Origin of the sequence: Mediterraneibacter sp. 210702-DFI.5.30, from assembly GCF_020560115.1 — a bacterium.
GTDB classification, from domain to species: domain Bacteria; phylum Bacillota; class Clostridia; order Lachnospirales; family Lachnospiraceae; genus Mediterraneibacter; species Mediterraneibacter faecis.
In genome coordinates, this window is sequence record NZ_JAJCME010000003.1 from 293,704 (window position 1) to 318,822 (window position 25,119).

Consider the following 25,119-nt stretch of genomic DNA (forward strand, 5'->3'; position numbering starts at 1 on the left):
ATGACCTCAAAGTTTCTACAATATCTTTTATCGATTCTTTTCTCTTTTGTTCTATCTGTTATCTTCTCGATTCTCATAGTAGCTTGTAACCTTCTTAGCATCTTCTACCTGTGTTGACGGTCCTGTTCCAGGAGCGAACACTACTTTCAGAAGAATCGGTGTGATGACTGTTGTAATAACAACCACTACGATAACCGGTCCTAAGATGGAAGAACTCATAAGTCCGAGTGCGGAACCTTTACTTGCTACGATCAAGGCAACCTCACCACGGGAGATCATTCCCACTCCGATTCGTTTCGCCTGATAATTCTTGTAACCACAAATCTTTGCACCAAGTCCACAGCCGACTATCTTAGTAAGAACTGCCACAACTGTAAGAGCAACTGCGAACATAATGATGGATACTGACATCTGTGGAAGGTTTACCTTCAGACCGATACTTGCGAAAAATACCGGTGACAGAAGCAGGTAAGACAACGTATCAAACTTAGACTCCAGATAAGTAGATCTCTGTACGTTGGAAATAATTAATCCTGCGATATATGCACCTGTAATATCTGCAACACCGAAAACTTCTTCTGCGATAAATGCCATAAGCAGGCAGAATACAAATGCAATAATCGTATGACGATGCAGTTCCTTCTCAGCTCCGTCAACCCATTTCTTATACATCTTATAGAAAACAAATCCTACAACACCTGAAAATACGAAGAAGCCCACGATTTTAATCAGAACCATTCCAATCTTTACAGAATCATCTGCAAGACTTGTAACGATTGTCAGTGCGATAATACCGAGAACGTCATCAATGATCGCAGCACCAAGGATTGCATTTCCTGAACGGCTCTTCAATGCTCCTAATTCTTTCAATGTCTCTACTGTAATACTTACAGACGTTGCTGTGAGTACAACTCCAATAAAGACATTCTGAAGAACTACAGGGGATGACAGGTTGCTTCCTGCCATGCTTGGACGGTTAAAGAACCAGGCAACACCATAACCTCCGATCAGTGGAACGATCACACCACAAAGAGCAATAATAAAAGAAGCTTTTCCACTTGCTTTCAGCTCTTTGATATCCGTCTCCATACCTGCAGTAAACATCAGAACAATAACTCCGATTTCTGCAACTTCATGGATAAATGAAGTCTCTGACAGAATTCCAAATCCTGCCGGTCCGAGGATCAATCCCGCCAGAAGTGCGCCAACAACCTGCGGCATCTGTACTCGTCTTGTTAATAGTCCAAGTAATTTTGTAGATATAAGAATAATTGCTAAATCCAGTAAGTATCTGTATGTGTCCATTTTTTTCTCTTCCTTTTTGTGATTTTTTTTAACTAATTCCCCAATCAGTTTTCAGATTTTTGAACAAAACTTCTCTTTCTAAAATCTCACTTTATCCATCTAATCTCGGTACTGCCTGACCTCTCAACTGAATAACCGGTCCGCCGGTACCTTCTATATAAGCTCTTGTAATTGTTACTTCTCCAATATTATCATCTTTCGGAATCTCATACATAATATCCAGCATAAACTCCTCAATGATCGCACGCAGTGCTCTGGCTCCGGTATCTTTTTCCATTGCCTTTTCTGCGATTGCTTCTAATGCGCTGTCATCAAACTCAAGTTTTACTTCATCCAATGCCAACAGCTTCTGATACTGTTTTAAAATTGCATTTTTCGGCTCTTTTAAGATCTTGACAAGCATCTCTTTGTCGAGTCCCTTTAATGTAAATACAATCGGAAGACGTCCTAAGAACTCCGGGATCATACCGAATTTTCTTAGATCCTCAATTGTCACCTTAGAGAGCAGCTCTTCATCATGCTCGACTGTATCTTTCAGTTCTGCATTGAATCCCATCGACGTTTTCTTCTGCAGACGCTCTTTGATAATGTCTTCAAGATCCGGGAATGCACCTCCACAGATAAACAGAATATTTTTTGTATTCACTGTTGTCAGTGGAACCATTGCATTCTTGCTGTTCGCGCCTACCGGAACTTCAACTTCACTTCCCTCTAAGAGTTTGAGCATTCCCTGCTGCACAGATTCACCACTCACATCTCTCTGACTGGAAGTTTTTTTCTTGGCAATCTTATCGATCTCATCGATAAAAATAATTCCCTGTTCCGCACGCTCAACATCATTGTCTGCTGCTGCAAGAAGCTTGGAAACAACACTTTCGATGTCATCACCGATATATCCTGCCTCTGTAAGAGATGTTGCATCTGTGATCGCCAACGGCACATCTAAAAGCTTCGCCAGTGTCTTAACCAGATATGTTTTACCACATCCTGTAGGCCCAATCATGAGCATATTTGATTTCTCTATCTCAATCTCATCCATTGTTCCGGTTGCCACACGTTTATAATGATTATATACCGCTACAGAGATTGCTTTCTTTGCATACTCCTGTCCGACAATATATTCATCCAGACGGGCTTTGATCTTATGAGGCGCCGGAATCTTTTTAATATCCAACTGTTTAAACTCTTTCGGTTTTTTCTTCTTCTGTTTGATCTTCTGTGCCTTTGGCTGCAGATTATCAAGATCCGAAAGGTTCAAAAACTGTACCCCCGGAATGTTCATCATGCTGCTTAGATCCATAGAACTATTGTTCATCATATCAAAGCTTCTCTGCATACAATCCGGACATACTGCGATATTATTCGGAAGCTCAACCATCTTCCCAGTCACACTCTCCGGGCGATGACAAATAAAACATATTCTCTCATATCCGTCATCATCTTTTTCAGAATGGTCAGAAGTTGTCACTTCTTTTTTTTCTTCTTCCCTGCCAGTGTCCTGTCTGTTGTCTTCCTTGTTTGTCTCTTCTTCATCTACAATGATAAAATCATTTTCTGACATAGGTTGTCCCTTTCTATCGTATGAACATCGCATCCCCAAAACTGAAGAAACGATATCTTTCTTTTACTGCCTCCTCATACGCTGCCATCACATGCTCTTTTCCGGCTAATGCAGAAACAAGCATGATCAGTGTAGATTCCGGCAGATGGAAGTTCGTGATTAACGCATCCAGAATCTTGAACTGATATCCCGGATAGATAAAGATTTCTGTCCAACCACTGCATTCCTTTAATCTTCCATTCTCATCGGCAGCGGATTCGATTGTTCTGCAGCTTGTTGTTCCGACACAGATGACACGATGTCCTGCTTCTTTTGCATGGTTGATCTTCTGTGCAGACTCTTCAGTAATCATATAAAATTCTGAATGCATATGGTGATGCTCCACATCATCTACCTTCACCGGACGGAACGTTCCAAGTCCGACATGAAGTGTAACCGGTGCAATCTCTACCCCTTTTGCACGAATCTCTTCCAAAAGCTCCGGTGTGAAATGAAGTCCGGCCGTCGGTGCTGCCGCAGAACCGGAGTGTACCGCATAGACAGTATTATATCTGTCCTTATCCTGAAGCTGATGTGTAATATACGGTGGAAGCGGCATCTGTCCTAACTGGTCCAGAATCTCCTCGAAGATTCCTTCGTATTCAAAATGGATCAGACGATTTCCTTCCTCCACTACATCCATAACTTCTCCGACAAGCAGGCCGTCTCCAAAGCTGATTCTTGCTCCCGGTCTTGCCTTTTTTCCAGGCTTTACCAATGTCTCCCAGACATCATCTGCTCCTCGTTTTAAAAGAAGCATTTCTATCTTTGCTCCGGTGTCTTCCTTTGCTCCGATCAGTCTGGCCGGAATTACTTTCGTATCATTGATAACCAGACAATCTCCTGGATTCAGTTCATCGATAATCTCACGAAATACATGATGCTCTGTCTTCCCTGTCTCTTTATCAAGTATCATAAGGCGGGAGGAAGAGCGGTCCTCCAAAGGATCCTGTGCGATCAGTTCCTCCGGAAGATCATAATAAAAATCACTTGTTTTCAATGCTCTTACCCTCTCTTCTTACTTTCTCAACTCAATACCAAGTTCTTCCAGACCGGAAAGAATGCGATCCATTGCTGCTGTAATTTCAGCTTCTTCCAGTGTCTTATCCTTTGCACGGAATACGATAGAATAAGCAACTGACTTGAATCCTGCTTTGATCTGAGCACCTTCATAGATATCAAACAGGTTAAAGCTCTCTAAGTGAGCGCCGCCCTTTTTCTCGATCACATCTTCAATCTGTCCGACAAGGATTTCTTTCGGAACAACCATACTGATATCTCTTGTCACTGCAGGATATTTTGCAATTCCTGTGTATTTTCTGTCAAATGTAGCATATGGGATGATTTCAGGCATATCCAGAACTGCAACATATGCGCGCTCACCGATTCCATAGATATCAGCAACTTCCGGATGAACTTCTCCAAGATATCCAACTACTTTTCCATCATAAATGATGTTTGCCTGGCGTCCCGGGTGAAGGAATGACTTTCCTGCATTCGGATCGTATTTCTCTCTGCCCTTCATACCGATTTTCTCAAAGAACTCTTCCACTACACCTTTCATGTTGAAGAAATCTCCATCTCCATACATTCCAAGTGTAAACTGCATTCTCTCATCCGGAAGCTCTGTCAGTGGAAGTTCTTTTGGAATATAAATATTTCCCATCTCATACAGACGGACATTCTTATTTCTTCTGTTATAGTTTGTTGCAAGAGAAGTCAGCATACCATTTAAGGATGTTGTACGCATGATACTATAGTCTTCTCCAAGCGGATTCATGATTGAGATTGCATTGCGAAGCTTTGAATCCTCTGGAAGAAGAAGTTTATCAAATACCTTCGGGCTTTCGAAGGAATAAGACATTCCCTGACTGAATCCACAGAACTCAGCAATATCACTTGCAACCTGCTCAATACGAAGCTTGAACGGAAGCTTACCTGTTGTAGCCTCTCCAGACGGAAGTGTTGTCGGGATATTGTCATATCCGAAAAATCTTGCAACTTCCTCTGCAAGGTCAGCTAATCTGAACAGATCGTGACGGAATGTCGGTGCGATCACTTCTTTTGTCTCTGCATCGTAATCAAGATCGATTTTCTTGAAATATCCAAGCATATCTTCCTCAGAAATATTTGTTCCGAGCATGCGGTTGATCTTCTCTGCATCAAATGGAACACGTACAGGCTCTTTCTTCTTGCTGTATACGTCAATTGCTCCTCCGACAACTTCACCTGCTCCAAGCTCTTCTACAAGCTGGCAGGCACGGTTCAGTGCATCCATTGCATTGTTCGGATCAAGTCCCTTCTCAAACTTACCGGAAGCATCTGTACGAAGTCCGACACGCTTACTGGACTTACGGATATTCACCCCGTCAAAACAAGCTGCCTCAAAAAGCATTGTCTTCACGTTATCTGTAATCATGGAATTCTCTCCTCCCATGATTCCGGCGATTCCAACAGCCTTTTCTCCGTCACAGATCATCAGAACATCTTTGTCCATTGTTCTTTCCTGTCCATCCAGTGTAACGAACTTCTCTCCATCCTGTGCATTCTTAACTACGATCTGATGTCCTGCAAGTGTATCAAGATCATAAGCATGCATTGGTTGTCCGTACTCTTCCATTACATAGTTTGTAATATCAACCAGGTTGTTGATCGGACGGATTCCAACAGATGACAGTCTGCGCTGTAACCACTTTGGTGATGGTCCGATCTTAATATTCTTAACCGCTCTTGCGCAGTATCTGGAACACAGATCTGTATTCTCTACAGTCACCTTTACATAGTCATTGACATCCTCATCATTTCCTGTCTCTGTTACAACCGGTGGTTTAAACTCTTTATTAAATGTAGCAGCTGCTTCACGTGCGATACCTACTACACTGTAGCAGTCTACACGGTTTGATGTGATCTCATATTCAAAAACAACATCATGAAGACCAAGAAGTTCTATCGCATCTGCTCCAACCTCTGTGTCCTCCGGGAAAATGTAAATACCATTCTCCGGCTGTTCCGGATACATCTCCTTTGTAGAACCAAGTTCTTCGATAGAACACATCATTCCGTAACTTGGAACTCCACGGAGTTTTCCTTTCTTGATCTTAATTCCACCGGCAACTCTCTGTCCCGGCTCATGTCCGCCTGCAACGCGTCCACCGTCTAATACAACAGGAACTTTCGCTCCCTCGAACACATTTTTTGCACCTGTTACGATCTGTATAACCTCTGTACCGATATTCACCTGGCAAACTACCAGCTTGTCCGCATCCGGGTGTTTCTCAATTTTCTCAATCTGACCCACAACGATCTTGTCAAGGTCTGCATCCAGCTCCTCGAATCCTTCAACCTTTGTTCCTGTCAGAGTCATTGCATCTGTATATTCCTGCGCTGTCACGTCAAGATCCGGGACATACGCTTTGATCCATGATAATGAAGTATCCATTTTATATCTCCTTTTTTAGTTTAATTTCATCAAAGGGGCGGCTCTAAAATCCAACGGCTCTGCGCCGTTGCCGCGCCGCATTCGCGCCGCTTGAAGATTTTATCGCGCTCGTTAGAACTGTTTCAGGAATCTGATGTCGTTCTCGTATAATAAACGCATATCGTCGATCTCATATTTCAGAAGAGCGATACGCTCCAGTCCTACACCGAATGCAAATCCGTTGTACTCTTCCGGATCAATTCCGCACATCTCGAGAACATGTGGATGAACCATACCACATCCAAGAATCTCGATCCAGCCTGATCCTTTACAGAAACGACATCCCTTGCCGCCACACTTAAAGCAGCTTACATCAACCTCAGCACTTGGCTCTGTAAATGGGAAATGATGTGGACGGAATTTTGTCTTTGTGTCCGGTCCAAACAGCTCTTTTGCGAATACTTCAAGTGTTCCTTTCAGGTCAGCGAAGGAAATGTTCTTGTCGATCACAAGACCCTCGATCTGATGGAAGGATGGTGAATGTGTTGCATCTACTTCGTCGGAACGGAATACACGTCCCGGTGCGATCATACGAATCGGAAGTTTTCCCTGCTCCATCACACGGGCCTGTACCGGAGATGTCTGTGTACGAAGTACGATATCTTTATTAATATAGAAAGTATCCTGCTCATCCTTTGCCGGATGATCTGCCGGAATGTTCAGCTTCTCAAAGTTATACAGATCATACTCAACTTCCGGTCCTTCTACAACTTCATATCCCATGCCTACGAAGATACGCTCTACTTCTTCCAGTGCGATTGTGTTCGGATGTCTATGTCCTACACTGTTCTTCTTAGATGGAAGTGTAACATCGATTACTTCTGCTTTCAGCTTCTCTTCACGAATCGCTTTCTCCATTCTTGTCTTAGATTCCTCTAAGAGTTCCTCAATTGCTGCTCTTGTATCATTCACAAGCTGTCCAACCTTCGGACGTTCCTCCGGTGCAACATCTTTCATTCCTTTTAATACGGCTGTCAGTTCACCTTTTTTACCAAGAAACTTTACACGCACGTCATTGAGTTTCTCCGGAACGTCAGCCTCCTGAATTCTTGCGACTGCTTCCGCTTTAATCTGTTCCAGTCTTTCTTTCATCGTTTTCTCCTTTCTTAACTCACTTATCAGGGACGAACGTTTTCATAAAGAAAGACCTCATCCCAAAAGGGACGAGGTCTGAATCACTCGCGGTACCACCCTGATTCCTGCATTCTGATCTACAGGCACTCTAAGTTGTGTAACGTACAACATACGACATTCTCTACTTTTCACATCCGAACATATCCGTTCTCCTGACTGTCCCTTAGATGCTTCCTTTCAAAAATGCAGCTCACGTGTGAATTTCAATCGCTATCTGAACTTAAGAGAACTTTCAGCCGATGATTCTCTCTCTCTGCAAGAAAACAGGTCTCTACTGTGCACGATCTTCGCTTTTCAAATCTAATAAACTTTTCATATTCTAAGTGAATTTACCAGTCTATTTTAACACAGCATTTCTTTTTGTCAAGTCTAAATGAACTCCTATTATAGTGTACAATTTTTGTTTGATAAAAAGAAAATTGCCAAAAGCATCTGTTTAGACACTTCTGGCAATTATGTATTATCTTAATTCAAATCAAGACAATTCTTATTATCTACGTGTAAATCTCTTTCTGAAAATAACAGTAACAATTGCAGCACCACAAATAGCCATTACAAAAACATTCATTGCGATATTAGCTGTATCTCCTGTCTTAGGAGCTTCTGTCTTTGTTGTTTTCTTATCTGCTGTATCTACTTTCTTGTTTGTATTGTCATTTGTTTTGTTATTATCCTTTTCTACAGCTGGTTTTACCGGAGTTGGATTTACAGGTGTAGTTTGATCTGGAGTCGGCTTTGGATCTGGAGTTGGAGTCGGCTCTGGATTTGGAGCTGGTTCTGGATCTGGAGTCGGAGTCGGCTCTGGATCTGGAGTTGGAGTCGGCTCTGGATCTGGAGTTGGCTCCGGATCTGGAGTTGGTTCTGGATCTGGAGTTGGTTCTGGATCTACAGCCGGAATCTTTTCTACGATCATAATGCGTACACGCAGTGTGCCATAAGCTACTTTAATCTTTGTCATCTGTGGTACACATGATACGAGCTGATATCCTTCTGGCAGCTGGAAATCTGTTCCAAGTTCAAATGTCTTTAATACACCCTCGCCTTCTGCAGCTGATTCTTTTACTGTTGTGCTTCCAACATACTCACCTTTTACTGTTGCAAATGTCACATTCAAAACGGCCTCTGCTGTTTCTGCCGGAATAGACTCTACATCCATTGTATGTTCAGATGTCACTCCAAGCGGTACGTCAACATTTGTCGTCTGATCCTCACTTGTTTCAGCAGCAAAAACATTCAGCGAATTAACCAGTAACATCGCTAATGTAAGGCTTGAAATAAGGAGTTTTCTCATCCTCTTTTTCATAACAAATCTTTCCTTCCTTTCTTAATTATGAGTATAAGTCTCTTTTGTATGACTTCTAACCCCCCTTCTTATAAATTATCGCAAAAACCATTTTAATTATAAAAAACAATTTTTACTATTTCAAAAATCTTTCGATATAATATATAGAGACACTCATTACATCAAAAAACTTCTGACTTCCATCTTGTATCTGAGAGGCTATACCGCTAATAACATCAATTCTGTCTATTATCTACCCAATCTTTACATTGCGGCATATTCATACGTTTGTAGTATACGCCTTAATTATTCTTCTGTCAATTATTTGTGTACTTTTTGTGTTTTTCTTATTTTCTGCTTTTAACCCCTTCTAAAATTGCATTGATTTCTCCCCCAAGCAGAATAATATACATACACGTATATAACCACAACATAACAAGAATGATTGTTGTAAAACTACCATACATATTAGTGAATCCTTTAAAAATATCCAAATAAACAGAAAAGATAAAGGACAGTACCATCCAGCCGCAAGCTGTAAAGAATGCGCCCGGCAATTGTTTCCGAAGAGTCGTCTTTCCTTCCGCACCACGATTTGGAAGATACTTGTACACCAGATCCCAGAAGAAAGTCAGAAGCGGAAGTGTGAAATAAATCCTCAAATGTATAATCTTATGAATTGCTTTGCTTATAAGCGGTGCATGTTCATAAACCACAACACTGATACTGTTACCGAATACGGAAAGCACCAATGAGAGCATAATTGCCACAAGGAACAAAAAAGTATACATACATGCTCTTGCGCGAAGGTAAAAATAATTTCTCGTCTCTGTGTTTTGATAAATGCAGTTCAATCCATATGTTACAGAAAGTACTCCTTTCCCCGCTGACCACAAAGCTACAAGGATTGTCAAAGGAATGATCGTACCGGAAGTCATATATACCTGATTCACAATACTTTCAATCATTGGGCTGACTGTGGATGGAAATACCGGAAGTACAGCCTCCATCACATCCGCTTTCGTCACTGGTGTAAATTGTACCATTGTTAAAAGCAACATAAAGATAGGAATCAATGAAAGCACAAAGAAATATGCCGCCTGTGCTGCGAAAGCTCCCGTGTGATGCGAACTCACGGTAGCTGCAATTCGCAATCCACGATCTTTTATCTTATTAAACTTCTCCATTTTCTTTAACTCCCCAGGTTAAATACTCAGAACGGCTTATGTTTCTTCTCAGCCGTCACGAAATTGTTACTTCATGGATAATACCATAACTATTCTCAATATTCAAGCAAAAAAGAAAGACAGCCGAATCTCTTCAGCTGTCCCTTAACTTTATCTTTTGTCTAATCCCCAAAATGCCGTTCCCTGTATTTTGAGTCCTAGCCACGGCTAGGTGGGCAACCTCATCCTGCTTTTCTGCCGTCCACTGCAAAAACGGAGGCCTGGCATATTACTCAGTCTTATCGGAATCCCTTTTTAAATAATGTAGGTTCAAAATATCAGGGTTCTCGCACATTTCAGGTTTTTCTTCTTTCTTAACCTATTGCTATTATACTCCATCCACATCATTTTTACAACTGTAAATATGTGGATTTTTGCATTTACGCGAGCAACGAGCCAAAGTCCGTGCTTGCACGAGACCTTGGCGACTGCCGCGATAACTTGAGAAACTCACGGAGCGTGTTTCTCATAGTTTCTGTCAGCAAAAAGAAACGGAACTGACATTTTTAATAATATCTGTTTCTGAGATTTCTTGTATAAACACCGAACCAGATCAATACAATAAGGAAAATAATCATTGCAACTGTATCTACTATTGTCATTGTATGAACATAACAGTGAATCACATCGATCACTCCATAGATCACAGATACCAGTCCAAAGACAAAAAGTGCCGGAGCTGTTTTTGCTATATAAGCCTCTTTATCCTTACATTTTTTATAAGTATAATCTTTTCCCAGGAGAATTGATGCATTGATCTCGCCCTTTACTTTCATTATAACAAAGGAATACAATGCGTAAATTCCACAACATAGAACAAAAATACCTATAAATCCCCACAAGCTGTTATCCATTTTTTTACACCCCAAGAATATTTTTTACTGTCTCTTTCATCTGATCTGCATCACACTCTGTTGTATGACGAACCTCTGCATCACGGATTTCTTTGATCGCATTTGGAATCGGGAAGCCAGATACTTTTTCAAGCTCATCAATCAGTGCAAAGTCTTCCATCTCATCATACTTCGGATCAATTGCTGTCATAACGTTGCGTACGAACTTGTACGGACTTGCTGTGGAAGCAACCAGACATTTCTTCTCGTCCTTTGTATCTTTACGATACTGTGCACACACATGTGCTGCAACTGCTGTATGAGTATCCATCACATATCCTGTCTTCTGATATGTGTCATGGATCGTCTCTTTCACTTCTTCTTCTGTCGCAAATCCTCCGACAAAGTCTTTCAGACCTTCCTTCATCTCAGCTGTGATCTCATACACACCTTTTTCTTTCAGCTGTGTCATGAGCTCTACATCCTTCTGTGCATCCTGTCCTGCGATTGTGTAGATCAGACGCTCCAGGTTGCTTGAGATCAGAATGTCCATGGACGGTGAAGATGTCAAGATAAATTCTCTGTTTCTGTCATAGACACCTGTCTGGAAGAAATCAAAGAGAACCTTGTTATCATTGGAAGCACAGATCAGTTTTGCGATCGGCACGCCCATCTGTTTTGCATAATATGCAGCAAGGATATTTCCAAAGTTTCCTGTCGGAACTGTAACATTGATCTCCTCGCCTGCCTGGATCTCTTCATTCTCAAGCAGCTTTGCATAAGCATATACATAATAAACAACCTGCGGTACAAGACGTCCGATATTGATGGAGTTTGCTGATGAGAACTGATATCCCTTCGCATCTAATTCTGCTGCCAGCTCTTTGTCTTCAAAGATTGCCTTCACACCGCTCTGTGCGTTATCAAAGTTACCATGGATTGCTACAACAGAAGTATTCTCTCCCTTCTGTGTCACCATCTGTAATTCCTGAACGTGGCTTACGCCTCCCTTTGGATAGAACACGATGATCTTTGTTCCCGGAACATCTGCAAAACCTGCAAGTGCAGCCTTACCTGTATCTCCGGAAGTTGCTGTCAGGATCACGATATCATTTTTCACCTGGTTCTTTCTTGCGGAAGTGATCATCAGATGCGGCAGGATAGAAAGTGCCATATCTTTAAATGCGATCGTTGCTCCGTGGAACAGTTCCAGATGATAAGTATCTCCCACCTTCACAAGTGGTGCGATCACTTCTGTATCAAACTTTGAATCATAAGCACTGTTGATGCAGTGTTTCAGTTCTTCTTCTGTAAAATCTGTAAAGAACTGTTTCATAACTGCATAAGCTGTCTCCTGATATGACATGTCTTTAAGTTCATCCATTGTTACATCCAGCTTCGGAACGGATACAGGAACAAACAGTCCTCCATCATCAGCCAGTCCCTTTAAGATGGCCTGTGAAGCTGTAACAGTCTTGTCTGAATTTCTGGTGCTTTTGTATAATAGATTCATCCTTACATCCCTCTTTTATCTTGATTTCTTACTTTTAGTTTCCAGTGAAAATCACTCTTGTCTGCAAGTATAACACAACTTTTCTTATACCACAAGAAAATATATTATTTTTGCTTTTTTAAGTTACCACTTTACTTTACTGTAGTTTTTTACTCTGTGGCCGGAAGATGATTGCCAAAACTCCGCATACTCCCATAAGAAGCGGATAATACAGATTCGGAATAATCTGAAGCGGTGTCAATCCAGTCAGTGTTGCTGCTGACAGAAGCTGTGCTCCGTATGGAATGATACCCTGGCCTACAGATGTAAACATATCCAGAAGTGAGGCTGATCTTCTCGGATCTACATCAAACTCTTCACTGATTTCTTTTGCGATCGGTCCTGTCATAACAATGGCAACCGTATTATTTGCTGTACATGCATCAACAAAAAGGGCAAGAAGTGCGATTCCGAATTCTGCTCCTCTTCTTCCATTGATCTTGCTCTTGATCAGATTCAGAATGAACTGGATTCCACCATGCTCTTTCACAAGTGATACGATACATGCTACGATGATAGAAATAACTGTGATGTCATACATTGATGTCACACCATTTCCAACAACCTGGAACATTTCAGAAAGTGCAATATGTCCCATGCTTACACCTACGATCAGGGAGATCACAATTCCGCTGATCAAAACAACAAATACATTGATTCCGATAAGTGCTCCAAGAAGAACAACCATATACGGAAGAACTTCCCAAAGGCTGTAACTTAAGTTTTCCTCCAAATGGAAATTCATATTTCTTGTTACAAACCAGAAGATTAATACTGTAATAATCGCTGCCGGAAGAACGATGAAAAAGTTTGCCTTAAACTTGTCTTTCATTTCACATCCCTGTGTCTTAACTGCTGCAATTGTTGTATCAGAGATCATAGAAAGGTTATCTCCAAACATAGCTCCACACACAACTGCTCCGATGCAGATACTAAGTGCAAATCCTGTCTTTTCACTGATTCCAACTGCGATCGGTGCAAGTGCTGCAATCGTTCCCATGGAAGTCCCCATAGAGACCGAAATAAAACATCCGATCAGAAACAGACCTGCAACTGCAAAATGTGCCGGGATCAATGACAATCCTAAATTGACTGTACTGTCTACCCCACCTGCTGCAGTAACTGCACCTGAAAAACCTCCGGCGCAGAGAAAGATCAGGCTCATCGTAATGATGTTTTCCTCACCAACACCTTTGGCAATCACTTCAATCTTCTTGTTAAAACTCAATTCTTTATTCTGCAAAAATGCAACAAACAATGCAATCAAAAACGCAACGATCGCCGGCATCGCATAAAAATCTTTGAACACAATTCCCGCACCGAGAAAAATGATCAAAAACACTCCTATTGGAAGTAGTGCAATCGCTCTTCCTTTTTTCTCCTTCTCCATAAAATCCTCCTGCTCATACCATTTTTATTTTTATCCCCATTTTCTTTCATCGGACTGGCAGCTGCCTTCCCGATTTGTATACGTATAAAAGGCAGTGACTATTTTTGTACTGCCACTGCCTTTTTCTATTTTCTTATTTTGCTGCAATATATCCTTTTGCTGTCAATGCCTCTGCACAGAGAACTGCTCCACCTGCTGCACCTCTTACTGTGTTATGGGACAGTCCGATAAACTTGTAATCGAACATTGTATCTTCTCTCAGACGTCCGATAGATACGCCCATTCCACGCTCGTAGTTCACATCCTCTGTTACCTGTGGACGGTTGTCCTCTTCAAGGTACTGGATAAACTGCTTCGGAGCACTCGGAAGTTCTGCTTCCTGTGGGAATCCCTTGAATGCTACAAGCTTCTCGATCAGCTGCTCTTTTGTAGGCTTCTTCTCGAAGTTGATGAATACTGCTGCTGTATGTCCGTTCAGAACCGGTACACGCACGCACTGGCATGTGATCTTCGGAAGCTCTGCTTTCACGATCTGTCCGTTCTCTACTTTACCAAGTACACGAAGCGGCTCCTGCTCGCTCTTCTCTTCTTCTCCACCAATGAATGGGATAATATTTCCAACCATTTCCGGCCAGTCTTTGAATGTCTTACCTGCTCCGGAGATTGCCTGGTATGTTGTAACAACCAGTTCTTTTGGTCCGAACTCTTTCCATGCTGCAAGGCAAGGTGCATAGCTCTGGATTGAGCAGTTTGGTTTTACTGCAATGAATCCGCGTGTTGTTCCAAGACGTTTCTTCTGATCTTTGATCACTTCAAAATGATCTGCATTGATCTCCGGTACTACCATCGGTACATCCGGTGTCCAGCGGTGTGCACTGTTGTTAGATACAACCGGTGTCTCTGTCTTCGCATATGCTTCTTCAATTGCTTTGATCTCGTCTTTAGACATATCCACTGCACTGAATACAAAATCAACTGTAGATGCTACATGCTCTACATCATTTACATTCAGGACTACCAGCTTCTTAACTGCTTCCGGCATCGGTGTATCCATTTTCCAACGGTCACCTACTGCTTCTTCATATGTCTTACCTGCGGAACGCGGGCTTGCTGCTACTGTTACAACTTCAAACCATGGATGATTCTCAAGCAGAGAAATAAATCTCTGTCCTACCATACCTGTTGCTCCAAGGATACCTACTTTTAATTTCTGCTCCATTGTTTTCTTCTCCCTTTTCTTCTTATTTTCTATTTTCTATCCAAACGTTCTTTTTCAATTCCCATTATATAATGAAAGAAAACATTCAGTTATTTTTGCTCGCTGTAATGATTCATTACTCTGTCACAAGATAAGCTTCTTCGATTGCGATCACTTTCTCCATTGCCGCTTTTCCCGGTGCACCGATCGTATTTCTCATCTCTACACAGGTTTTCATGCTGATCGCATCATAAATATCTTCTTCAAACACCGGTGAGATGGCTTTGAATTCTTCCATTGTCATATCATCCAGTGCTTTCTTATGCTCAATGCAGTACAGTACGAGTTGTCCAACGATTCCATGTGCATCGCGGAACGGAACTCCATGATTCACCAGATAATCTGCTGCATCTGTCGCATTGGTAAATCCATGCTTCGCACTCTCTTCCATGCGTGCATCGTTAAACTTCATTGTCTTAAGCATTCCTGTAAAGAGCGCCAGACATCCTTTTGTTGTATCAATTGCGTCAAATACGAGTTCTTTGTCTTCCTGCATGTCTTTGTTATAAGCAAGCGGAATTCCCTTCATCGTTGTCAGAAGAGAGGTCAATGCTCCGTAAACTCTTCCTGTCTTACCACGGACAAGCTCTGCAATATCCGGGTTCTTTTTCTGTGGCATGATACTGCTTCCTGTACTGTAAGCGTCATCAATATCCACAAACTGATATTCGTTGGAATTCCAGATGATTACTTCCTCCGAGAATCTGCTCAGATGCATCATCACAGTTGACATTGCTGACAAAAGCTCGATCAGATAATCTCTGTCAGATACAGAATCCATACTGTTCAGTGTCGGTCCTGCAAAATCCAGAAGCTCTGCTGTGTACTCTCTGTCAAGCGGATAAGTTGTTCCGGCAAGCGCTCCGGCTCCCAACGGACAGTAATTCATTCTCTTATAAATGTCTTTCATTCTGGATCTGTCACGCTTGAACATCTCGAAATAAGCTCCCATATGATGTGCAAGAGTGATCGGCTGTGCTTTCTGAAGATGTGTAAATCCCGGCATGTAAGTTTCGACATTCTCTTTCATCAGTTTCAGAAGAACTTCCAGAATCTCTTTCAAGAGTACGTCAAGCTCAATAATCTCATCTCTTGTATAAAGTCTCATATCCAGTGCAACCTGGTCGTTTCTGCTTCTTCCTGTATGCAGCTTCTTTCCTGCATCCCCGATCCGGTCGATCAGGTTTGCCTCAACAAAGCTGTGAATATCTTCATATTTATCTGTAATCTCAAGTGTTCCGTTTTCCACATCCTCACGGATTCCGTTCAGTCCGTCAATGATCTGCTTCTTCTCATCCTCAGTCAGAATTCCCTGCTTTGCAAGCATTGTCACATGTGCAATACTTCCTCGGATATCCTGCTCATAGAATCTCTTGTCGAAAGAGATGGATGCGTTAAAATTATAAACCAGCTGATCTGTCTCTTTTGTAAAACGACCGCCCCATAACTGTGCCATCTGTCTTTCCCCTTTTCTATTATATCGTATTTGCCCATTAGTTTATCACACTAAAGTGTCAAATGTCTACTACAAACTTGCAAAATATACCTGATTTCGACGAATTCTGTAGATTTTTTCTTATTTTCTGCTATTTTAATCACTTCTTCCGTCATTTCACACACATTTTTCTGCCTGACGTGCTTTATAGGAGAACTCACATCCACAATAATCCTGACGGTAAAGACCATAGATTCCAGACAATTCGATGGATCTCTTATATCCATTCTTCTTCTTGAAATCAGAAAGCAGATACTGTACACCATATTCTTCACCGACACGTTGTCCGATCTCATTCAACTTTTGTGCATTCTTCATCGGACTTATGCTAAGTGTTGTTGTAAAATAGTCGAATCCTCCGGCCACTGCAATTTCTGCGGATTCCTTCAGACGAAGTTCATAGCATCCCATGCATCTGGAACCGCCCTCTCTCACTTCTTCCAATCCTTTTGCCATCTCATAGAACCGATCGCGGTCATATTTACCGGCTAAAAATGATACCGGATACCGGAAATGCATCTCTTCAATCAATTTCTGTTGTTCCAGGATACGCTTTGTGTATTCACTTTCCGGATAAATATTGGGATTATAATAGAAGACAGTGATTTTAAAATACTGTGATAAATACTCTAATACATAACTACTGCACGGTGCGCAGCAACTATGTAGTAAAAGAGTTGGTACTTTTTCTTCCTTTTCCAGTCTTGTCAGAAGCTTCTCCAGTTCTTTCTGATAGTTTATTTTCTGTAAGTTCATTTTCATCATTCTCCTGTATCTTTGTTCCAGATCAATCATTCCTTTTTTCTAAAACGCCTGACATGTTCATTGATTCACTCTCAGGATTATTTTTACATATCATAACATTAACTACTACTGAAATGGAGTCTTCAATGAATTCTCTTCTGGAACTTCATAACATATATTATTCTTATCACACATTGGACGCAGAAACAAGGGCTTTATCTGATCTTTCCTTTTCCGTGCAACCTGGAACCTTCACAGCAGTTGTCGGTCCTTCCGGATGTGGCAAATCTACACTTCTCTCCCTGATCTGTGGATTGATGAAGCCAGATGCAGGAGAAATCCTGTTAAATGGTATCCCTCTCAAGGAAAATTCTCCCCTGATTGGCTATATGCTCCAACACGATCATTTACTGGACTGGCGCAGTATTTACCGGAATGTCACCCTCGGTCCGGAAATCTGCGGCACACTGAATACTGCAACCAAAAAACGTGCGTATGAGCTTCTCGAACAATATGGTTTAAAACAATTTGCTTCTGCACGTCCCTCCCAGCTTTCCGGAGGAATGCGCCAGCGTGCCGCCCTGATTCGGACTCTGCTGCCTGATCCGCAACTCTTACTGCTTGATGAGCCCTTTTCCGCTCTGGATTATCAGACCAGGCTCACCGTCAGCGACGACATCGGCCAGATTATCCGACAGAGTGGAAAGACTGCACTTCTTGTCACTCATGATCTATCGGAAGCAATCAGCCTTTCCGACCGGGTCATTGTCCTCACCAACCGTCCTGCCAATGTCCGTTGCGAAATTCCGATTTTCTTTAAATTAGAACAAGACACACCTTTAAATCGGCGGAATGCACCTGAATTCAAACACTACTTTAATCAAATCTGGAAGGAGCTAAACCATGACAACTGAGCATCTTCGTTTTCTCAAAAAAATCCGCAGACGCCGACGGATGGTCGTTTTTCTGCGGATTCTGATTCTTTTCTTATTCCTGTTACAATGGGAAATCTGTGCCGATACCGGAGTTGTTGATTCCTTTATCTTCAGCAGCCCTTCCCGTATCGTAACCTGTTTTCTGAAAATGACAGAGGATGGTTCTGTCTTTCACCATATTGGAATCACCTTGTATGAGACGCTTGTCAGCTTTCTTCTGGTCACACTTACCAGCATTCTGATTGCAATCCTCCTCTGGTGTTTCCATGGACTCTCCGAAATTCTTGACCCTTACATGGTTGTCCTGAATAGCCTGCCAAAATCTGCCCTGGCGCCCTTACTTATTGTCTGGCTGGGTGCCAATACCACAACCATTGTTGTTGCCGGAATGTCCGTTGCAATTTTCGGAAGTATCCTGAACCTCTACACCAGTTTTTCTACGATCGACCAGGAAAAAATTCGTCTGATCTACACACTACATGGAAAACGCAGGCATGCGCTGACCAAGGTGGTTCTTCCTGGTTCCATTCCGGCAATCATCAGTAATATGAAAGTCAATATTGGACTTTGTCTTGTCGGAGTTATCATCGGTGAATTTCTAGCCGCAAGAAGCGGACTTGGATACCTGATCATCTATTCCAGCCAGGTATTTAAACTTGACTGGCTTCTGATGAGTATCTGCATTCTATGTATCATTGCAGTGCTGTTGTATGCGATAATCGGTCTGATAGAAAAGTGGTATCTGAAAAAGACGGGGTGACAGTATCAATCTGTCATCCCTACTTATTTATTTTTTAGAAACATTCTCCCTGAAAATGCTATGTGCGCTCTCTCATAAAACTCGCACTCAACCGGGCAGATTGGGCGATACAATGGATCTGCTACTACGATTTGAGCGTTTTTCAGGGCGTTTTCCATCTCTTCTTCACCGCATATCTTCAGATCATGCTCTCCCAGCAATCCTTCTGCATTCTCTAAGGGACAGAGTATCCTTGTTTTATAATGGTATCTTCTTTCGATAATTGCAGCAAGAGATCCAATTGTAACCGGTTCTCCGATCAACGTAATTATTTTTTCAGAGTTACCAGTTCCTTGTAAATTCTCTCTTCTCCGATCTTCTATAGCGGGAATCTGGATGCGTTTTTCCAAAGCTTCACTGATTCTCTCCGCATATTCTTTATAAGGTGTTCCAATCACATAAGGCGTTCCATATTTTTCTTTCAGCATCTTCGCTGCCCTAAGCCCGACAGAGGATATCACAAGATTCATCTCCGCTTTTCCTGCCTGTGCCAGATCTTCCAAAGAATCTTCCATCGCCCATGTGGAAATCACCTTCCACTCATACTGCTCAAGATTCTTTTTTAGTTCTTCTACTTTTGAAATCGGACCAAAATCGAGAGGTGTTGCTCCAAGCAGATTTACTGTACGTTCTGAACCATTTCTGTCTTCCATTTGCTCCGGAACAAATCTTCTCGCAATTTCCTCCAGTGCCTTTCCTGCACCATACACATAATCATGCATTCCATTCGTTGGCACTGCGAAGGCCGGAATCCCCGTCTCTGTCTCAAGCACTTTCGCCAAAGCCGGAAAATCTGTTCCATTCATAAATGGAATCGGTGAACTTACAAGAGCAATAAATTTCGGATGTAATTCACCTGCCGCTTCTTTGATATCAGATAAGAATTTTTCATCATTCCCCATCACTGCATCAATCTCTGTTAATCCGGAAATAAAGATCAGACTGTCCTGATTGTACCACCTGATTTCATCATGCGTGTTATAAGTGGAATTACAACCGGAAGGATCATGTATAACAACCATCCCACCTAATTCATATAGTGCAGAACAGACTCCGGATACATCTGAGGTATAAATCGGTATAATTCGATATGCCTGTCTCATATACAGCTTGTACACCCCCATCCTTTTTTTACAATAAGCGTTTTTGGATCTTTTTCTTCTGAAAATGCTTCTTCCATTAGTTCGGCAGTCCTGCGGATTCCGTCAAACCCCTGTAACCCTGCTCCCTGAACAAGATTTACAAAATATCGGCTTCCTGTAAACCATGCTGCCTTCTGGCCGATTGCCAGAATCTTATCCGTTGCATGCTCCTCATGTAGCAGACGCATTTTCGCATGGACTGTTGAACGAAGTTCCAACTCCGGTTTCTTCTCTTTCAGCCACGCAAAAGCTTCTTTTTCTTCTGGACTTATACTGTCCAGATACACCGTCTCTACGTTGAACCCATGTGTCAGTAACAGTTTCGCCAATCCAAGCGGACGCGGATGGAATGTATAGTCGATTGCAATCGGTGTGTTTCCGATCACTTGCCTCGTGTGTTCTAATGCCGCCTCACAGAGTGAAATTTTCTTTTCTATCCATGGTAACAGTTCCTGATTGTCTTCAGGTTTTAAAGTATTCCACAAAATCTCTTCTTCCTTCTTGATTTCTTCATAATCAAAACTCAGTGGGAGATAAAGAAATGTTCTGTCCAGTCGTTTTGCCAAAAGTTCTATCCCATATTTTCCAGATGGATAACAACAGAGAAATGTTCCTGCATTTCCCAATTCTTTATACTCTTCCCATGTTCTGCAGCTCTGCAATTCCCTAACTGTATAACCTGCTTTTGGTAACAATTCTTTCAGATCACTACTTTGATCTAAGGCAAAGTCACTTCCCAAAATAGAAATCTGTTTTGTATCCATTTTATCAGGTTCTGAATCCAATGACTCATACATTGCTTTTCTGAGTTTCTGATCCGGTGTCGGTCCGTGCTTCTGCATGATTGGATCCATATAGCATCTCAGAAATGTGATTTCCGGGAATTGTTCTTCCAATTCTCTGTAAATTCTTTCCAGATCACATCCGATAAAATGATGAATACAGACTGTAAACAAAAGAATCGCCTTCGGCATTTTCTTTAATTTTCTTATAAGATCTGCCGTCCCTTCGATTGTCAGATCTTCCAGGTCTCCATTCAGCAGATTCTGTTCTTCCACGATCACAAAGGAAAATCTGTCTTCTGCATGCATCTCTGCTGCAGTAAGCACAACGCCCCGCATACAGTTGTCCGCACAGACATAAATCTGATGTGCTTCCGGAATCAGCATTCCAGTATGAACGATATTCCAACAGCCATGTGCCGGTGAATTAAATTCCAGCCCTTGTGGGAACGGAATTGGATAGGATGCGTCTTTTATGCTGACAACCGCATCTTTCTCACTGATCGGCCAGGCTGATTCTCCAACTTTTCTAAGCATTTGACACCTCTTGTTTTTCTCTCACTTTCATCAGGATTGCTTTGGCAAGTATACGATATTCTTCTGCCATTTCACTTTCCGGAAATGCTTCAAGAACGGTCTTTTTCTGTTCTTCTGCCTGCTGAACAAGATCACTTCTTGTCAAAGTTCCTACGATACTTGTATGAAAATCTTCCGCCAGTTCTTCTACTTTCTCCTCCTCACGCGGGACATTTCTTCGATTCAGGATCAGCCCTCCCAGTGTGGCATATCCGCGATTCTTAAAGTTTTCTACCGCCATAGCAATATTCGCACCTGCATGAATCGCCATATTTTCTCCAGATGTAACAATAAAGATCTTGTCTGCATACCCATTTCGCATCGGCATAGAAAATCCACCACAGACAACGTCTCCGAGCACATCATAAAGCACTACATCCGGCTGGTATTTCTCATATGCACCTGTCTCTTCGAGTTTTTCCAGTGCAGTTATGATTCCGCGTCCTGCGCACCCAAGTCCCGGTGTCGGGCCGCCTGCTTCTACACAGACAATTCCTTTGTATCCAATTTTCACAATATCTTCCAGTTTCAGGTTCTGTTTCTTTTCCTGATACATCTGAAGTACGGTCGGAACCTCTTCCCCATGTCGGAGCAGAATCGTTGAATCTGCCTTTGGGTCACATCCAATCTGAAGAACCTTTAATCCCTGCTCAGCCAGTGCTGCTGCCACATTGGAGACTGTTGTTGATTTTCCGATTCCACCTTTTCCATATACTGCAATTTTAATCATTGTGTGCCTCCGCTTTTGTAATGATGTTTGAATAGGCAGTCTTCGCTGACACACCTTTTAATCTTCCAATCTTTCCGGAAAGGCTGCTGATCATATCTTGCGGTGCATCAATTGCAATACTGATGATATTAATTCCCTTTTCCCTGTATGGAATCCCCATACGCCCGATAATATAATTTCCGGCTTCATGAAGAAGATCATTCAGTGTAACGATCGCTTCCGGATTTTCCACAATTATGGAGATTACTGCTACTCTTGTATCCATTTTGACTCCTTTCCGCATTTTGTTATATCGCTCTCTTCCGTTCCTCATGCTACAGCTCAATTCCGCTCATGCTTCATTTCGCTGTATGGCGTTCGCCATATGGAGAAAGTTGTCTCTTCTTGCTTATGTAAGCTAGCTTGCAGCGCATGAAGAGACAACTTTCTCCGCATTTCGGAACTGATTTAGCATATTCTAGGCAACAACTCTCCACCTGGCTGTGGGAGGAGGGACTGGGTTCCGATTTCTGTCATGCGTATTACCTTGCCTGGGTTTTCTTCTGTAATCGTTCCGATGATCGCTGCATTTTGAGAGTATGGACACTGGTGAAGTGTCTCTACGATCTTTTCTGCCTGTTCTGCCGGAGCAATGATCACCATTGTTCCTTCGCAGGCAAGATAAAGTGGTTCAAGTCCAAGCATTCCACAGACTCCCTGCACTTCGGTAGCTACCGGGATTTTTGCTGCATCAATCTGTACTCCAACCTGGCTCTGTCCTGCAATCTCGTATAATACAGTTCCGACACCGCCTCTTGTCGCATCGCGGATCACATGAAGTTCATGTGTCGTGTCCATAACAGCCTCCACCGTCTTCCAAAGTGGGGCGCAGTCGCTCTTCACATCTGCCTCGATTCCGAAATCTTCTCTCGCAAGAAGGATCGTGCATCCATGTCGGCCGATATCTCCGGTTACGATAACTGCATCTCCTGGCTTCGCAAGTTCTCCGCCAACCTGTACGCCATCTTCAATTTCTCCCATTCCGGTTGTTGTGATAAAGACTCCGTCTACCTGTCCTTTTCCGGCGACCTTGGTGTCTCCTGATACGATGCGAACACCTGCTTCTTTCGCTGTTTTAGCCATTGCCTCCGCAATCTGCTTCAGTTTCTCCATTTGGAATCCTTCTTCAATCACAAATGCACAAGTCAAATATAATGGTTTTGCCCCCATACAGGCCAGGTCATTTACTGTTCCGCAGATAGACAGTTTTCCAATATTTCCTCCCGGGAAAAATGCCGGAGATACGATAAATCCATCTGTTGACACTGCCATTTTCCCAACCGGCGGATTTAATACAGCTGCATCATCTGCTGTCAGATCCGGATTTGCAAAATGTGCTGCAAATACTTTGTCGATCAGTTCTGAAGTCTGTTTTCCGCCTGCTCCGTGTGCCATTGTAACTGTCTGGCTTTCTATTTTTTCGCTCATATTATTTCCTCTTTTTCCGTCACTGTTCACAGTAACCATTTCTATTTTCTTCTATACTCCGTACATGAAATAAGCGGAACACGCACCTTCATTTGAAACCATGCATGCTCCTACCGGATGCTGCGGTGTACAGACTTTTCCAAATACTTTGCAATCTGATGGCTTACATTTTCCCTGTAAAACATCTCCGCAACGACAAGCTGGATTTGCTCTTCCTTCCATTTCCGGAATCTGATATTTCACTCTTGCATCAAACATTTCCCACTCTTTACGAAGCTTCATTCCGGAATCTGGAATCACTCCAAGGCCACGCCATTCACTGTCGCAGGATTCCATCAGTTCATCTACAAGACGCTGTGCCTCTTTGCTTCCTTCTGCTGTTACTACTCTTGGATAGCAGTTTACAAAAAATGGTTTTCCTTCCTGGTAGCGTTTCAATGAAACAGCCAATGCTGTCAGCAGTTCTTTCGCAGTAAATCCTGCTACAACTCCACTGACTCCCTCCTTTGTCAGAGATTCACACAATGCCGTTCCGGTAATTGCATTTACATGTCCCGGATAAAGAAACACATCTGCACTTCCTTTTAATGCTTCATAAGCTCCCGGCATCGTCTTATTTGCCGTCAGGATAGAATAATTCTCTAGTTGTTCTTCTTTCGCTTTCTTTACTGATAAGCAAGAAGAAGGTGTTGTTGTCTCAAAACCAACGGACAGGAACACGACTTGTTCCTCCGGATGTAACCTCGCATATTTTTCTGCATCTGCCGGTGAATAAACAATCTGGATCTTTGCGCCCTTTTCTCTCGCTCCCGCAAGACTCATCTTTGTTCCCGGTACACGGACAAGATCGCCAAAAGTACAGACTGTCACACCTGCTTGAAGTGCAAGCCACACTGCCTCATCAATAAACCCAACCGGTGTCACACAGACCGGACATCCCGGTCCTGAGATCAGTTCCACCTGCTTTGGAAGTAATTTGCGGATTCCAAGGCGAAAGATCTCATGTGTATGTGTTCCGCACACTTCCATAATGCGAACCGGTGGTCCATCATACTGCTCGATGATTTCCCTCGCTGTTTTTCTTTGTTTCTCATTTCTTTCAGATGTTTGATTTTTTGTTATATCCTGCATCATCATTTATTCTTTTCACCTCACTGTTCACTGCTCTATAGCAGTTCTTCCATAAGCTGATCGGTCTCTTCGTCATCTTCTTCTGTGATCTTTGCAATTGCGACTCCGGCGTGCACCATCACGTAATCGCCCGGCTCCAGATCTTCTAATAACTCTGAAGATACTTCTCTTTTCGCACCACCTGCATCTACCACTGCAGTTCCGTCACTGATGCGAACCACTTTAGCTGATAATCCTACACACATTTTTCTTATTCCTTT

22 protein-coding genes, 1 other RNA gene and 1 other annotated feature are annotated in these 25,119 nt (G+C 42.4%); of the genes, 2 read left to right on the top strand and 21 right to left on the bottom strand.

Annotated elements, in window-relative coordinates; genetic code table 11:
* Window positions 1–51: 51 nt before the first annotated feature.
* The 14 genes from LI126_RS05040 to LI126_RS05105 all read right to left on the bottom strand — a co-directional run bounded on the left by LI126_RS05040 (window position 52) and on the right by LI126_RS05105 (window position 17,309).
* Window positions 52–1,305, bottom strand: a complete 1,254-nt coding sequence (locus LI126_RS05040) for a cation:proton antiporter (RefSeq protein ID WP_020437130.1) — start codon at window positions 1,303–1,305, stop codon at window positions 52–54.
* A gap of 91 nt (window positions 1,306–1,396) precedes the next feature.
* The gene (clpX, locus tag LI126_RS05045; protein WP_227164968.1) at window positions 1,397–2,866 is read right to left on the bottom strand and encodes an ATP-dependent Clp protease ATP-binding subunit ClpX; all 1,470 of its coding nucleotides are present in this window, start codon (window positions 2,864–2,866) and stop codon (window positions 1,397–1,399) included.
* Between the two features lie 13 nt (window positions 2,867–2,879).
* Window positions 2,880–3,905 carry a tRNA preQ1(34) S-adenosylmethionine ribosyltransferase-isomerase QueA gene (gene queA / locus LI126_RS05050; RefSeq protein ID WP_227164969.1) on the bottom strand — a complete coding sequence of 342 codons (1,026 nt, stop codon included), beginning with the start codon at window positions 3,903–3,905 and terminating at the stop codon, window positions 2,880–2,882.
* An 18-nt stretch (window positions 3,906–3,923) separates the two neighbouring features.
* Entirely contained in the window at window positions 3,924–6,344 is a 2,421-nt protein-coding gene (gene pheT, locus LI126_RS05055) for a phenylalanine--tRNA ligase subunit beta (protein ID WP_227164970.1), read from the bottom strand.
* 111 nt (window positions 6,345–6,455) lie between these two features.
* The gene (gene pheS / locus LI126_RS05060; RefSeq protein ID WP_015527792.1) at window positions 6,456–7,475 is read right to left on the bottom strand and encodes a phenylalanine--tRNA ligase subunit alpha; all 1,020 of its coding nucleotides are present in this window, start codon (window positions 7,473–7,475) and stop codon (window positions 6,456–6,458) included.
* A 64-nt stretch (window positions 7,476–7,539) separates the two neighbouring features.
* Window positions 7,540–7,814 (bottom strand) — a binding site (T-box leader).
* Window positions 7,815–8,007: 193 nt separating this feature from the next.
* A complete protein-coding gene (locus LI126_RS05065; RefSeq protein WP_055156808.1) occupies window positions 8,008–8,820 on the bottom strand; it encodes a hypothetical protein in 813 nt (270 codons plus the stop codon).
* 326 nt (window positions 8,821–9,146) lie between these two features.
* On the bottom strand, window positions 9,147–9,986 hold the full coding sequence (locus tag LI126_RS05070) for a YihY/virulence factor BrkB family protein (protein ID WP_020436050.1): 840 nt from the start codon (window positions 9,984–9,986) through the stop codon (window positions 9,147–9,149).
* Between the two features lie 161 nt (window positions 9,987–10,147).
* Window positions 10,148–10,331: non-coding RNA, 6S RNA (gene ssrS / locus LI126_RS05075), on the bottom strand.
* A gap of 200 nt (window positions 10,332–10,531) precedes the next feature.
* Window positions 10,532–10,879, bottom strand: a complete 348-nt coding sequence (locus LI126_RS05080; RefSeq protein ID WP_020436049.1) for a hypothetical protein — start codon at window positions 10,877–10,879, stop codon at window positions 10,532–10,534.
* A gap of 4 nt (window positions 10,880–10,883) precedes the next feature.
* Window positions 10,884–12,371: a threonine synthase gene (gene thrC / locus LI126_RS05085; RefSeq protein WP_020436048.1), complete on the bottom strand. Its 1,488-nt coding sequence runs from the start codon at window positions 12,369–12,371 to the stop codon at window positions 10,884–10,886.
* Window positions 12,372–12,507: 136 nt separating this feature from the next.
* Window positions 12,508–13,800 carry a Na+/H+ antiporter NhaC family protein gene (locus LI126_RS05090; RefSeq protein WP_020436047.1) on the bottom strand — a complete coding sequence of 431 codons (1,293 nt, stop codon included), beginning with the start codon at window positions 13,798–13,800 and terminating at the stop codon, window positions 12,508–12,510.
* 133 nt (window positions 13,801–13,933) lie between these two features.
* Window positions 13,934–15,019, bottom strand: a complete 1,086-nt coding sequence (gene asd / locus LI126_RS05095; RefSeq protein ID WP_020436046.1) for an aspartate-semialdehyde dehydrogenase — start codon at window positions 15,017–15,019, stop codon at window positions 13,934–13,936.
* Window positions 15,020–15,134: 115 nt separating this feature from the next.
* Entirely contained in the window at window positions 15,135–16,514 is a 1,380-nt protein-coding gene (gene argH / locus LI126_RS05100; RefSeq protein WP_054753472.1) for an argininosuccinate lyase, read from the bottom strand.
* Between the two features lie 156 nt (window positions 16,515–16,670).
* Complete coding sequence (locus LI126_RS05105) at window positions 16,671–17,309, bottom strand: epoxyqueuosine reductase QueH (protein ID WP_054753470.1); 639 nt, start codon at window positions 17,307–17,309, stop codon at window positions 16,671–16,673.
* A 134-nt stretch (window positions 17,310–17,443) separates the two neighbouring features.
* On the opposite strand from LI126_RS05105, the gene LI126_RS05110 reads away from it, so the two are divergent.
* A complete protein-coding gene (locus tag LI126_RS05110; RefSeq protein WP_055166857.1) occupies window positions 17,444–18,211 on the top strand; it encodes an ABC transporter ATP-binding protein in 768 nt (255 codons plus the stop codon).
* Window positions 18,212–18,251: 40 nt separating this feature from the next.
* On the top strand, window positions 18,252–18,992 hold the full coding sequence (locus tag LI126_RS05115) for an ABC transporter permease (RefSeq protein WP_373107512.1): 741 nt from the start codon (window positions 18,252–18,254) through the stop codon (window positions 18,990–18,992).
* 23 nt (window positions 18,993–19,015) lie between these two features.
* Here the strand turns inward: LI126_RS05115 and LI126_RS05120 are convergent, their stop codons facing one another.
* From LI126_RS05120 to LI126_RS05150, 7 genes are all read right to left on the bottom strand, one after another.
* Window positions 19,016–20,134: a nitrogenase component 1 gene (locus LI126_RS05120; protein ID WP_227164971.1), complete on the bottom strand. Its 1,119-nt coding sequence runs from the start codon at window positions 20,132–20,134 to the stop codon at window positions 19,016–19,018.
* Window positions 20,131–21,492, bottom strand: coding sequence for a nitrogenase component 1 (locus LI126_RS05125; protein ID WP_227164972.1), 1,362 nt, complete (start codon window positions 21,490–21,492; stop codon window positions 20,131–20,133). Before LI126_RS05125 ends, LI126_RS05120 begins: the two co-directional genes overlap by 4 nt.
* Window positions 21,485–22,261 carry a nitrogenase iron protein NifH gene (locus LI126_RS05130; protein ID WP_055148546.1) on the bottom strand — a complete coding sequence of 259 codons (777 nt, stop codon included), beginning with the start codon at window positions 22,259–22,261 and terminating at the stop codon, window positions 21,485–21,487. The genes LI126_RS05125 and LI126_RS05130 overlap by 8 nt, the downstream gene beginning before the upstream one ends.
* Window positions 22,254–22,526: a TM1266 family iron-only hydrogenase system putative regulator gene (locus LI126_RS05135; protein WP_117539562.1), complete on the bottom strand. Its 273-nt coding sequence runs from the start codon at window positions 22,524–22,526 to the stop codon at window positions 22,254–22,256. The genes LI126_RS05130 and LI126_RS05135 overlap by 8 nt, the downstream gene beginning before the upstream one ends.
* Window positions 22,527–22,708: 182 nt before the next feature.
* Entirely contained in the window at window positions 22,709–23,728 is a 1,020-nt protein-coding gene (gene hypE, locus LI126_RS05140; RefSeq protein ID WP_227164973.1) for a hydrogenase expression/formation protein HypE, read from the bottom strand.
* 51 nt (window positions 23,729–23,779) lie between these two features.
* Window positions 23,780–24,865 (bottom strand): hydrogenase formation protein HypD, encoded by a 1,086-nt coding sequence (gene hypD / locus LI126_RS05145; RefSeq protein ID WP_020436037.1) that lies wholly within the window; start codon window positions 24,863–24,865, stop codon window positions 23,780–23,782.
* Window positions 24,866–24,894: 29 nt separating this feature from the next.
* Entirely contained in the window at window positions 24,895–25,104 is a 210-nt protein-coding gene (locus LI126_RS05150; RefSeq protein ID WP_015527775.1) for a HypC/HybG/HupF family hydrogenase formation chaperone, read from the bottom strand.
* Window positions 25,105–25,119: the final 15 nt, after the last annotated feature.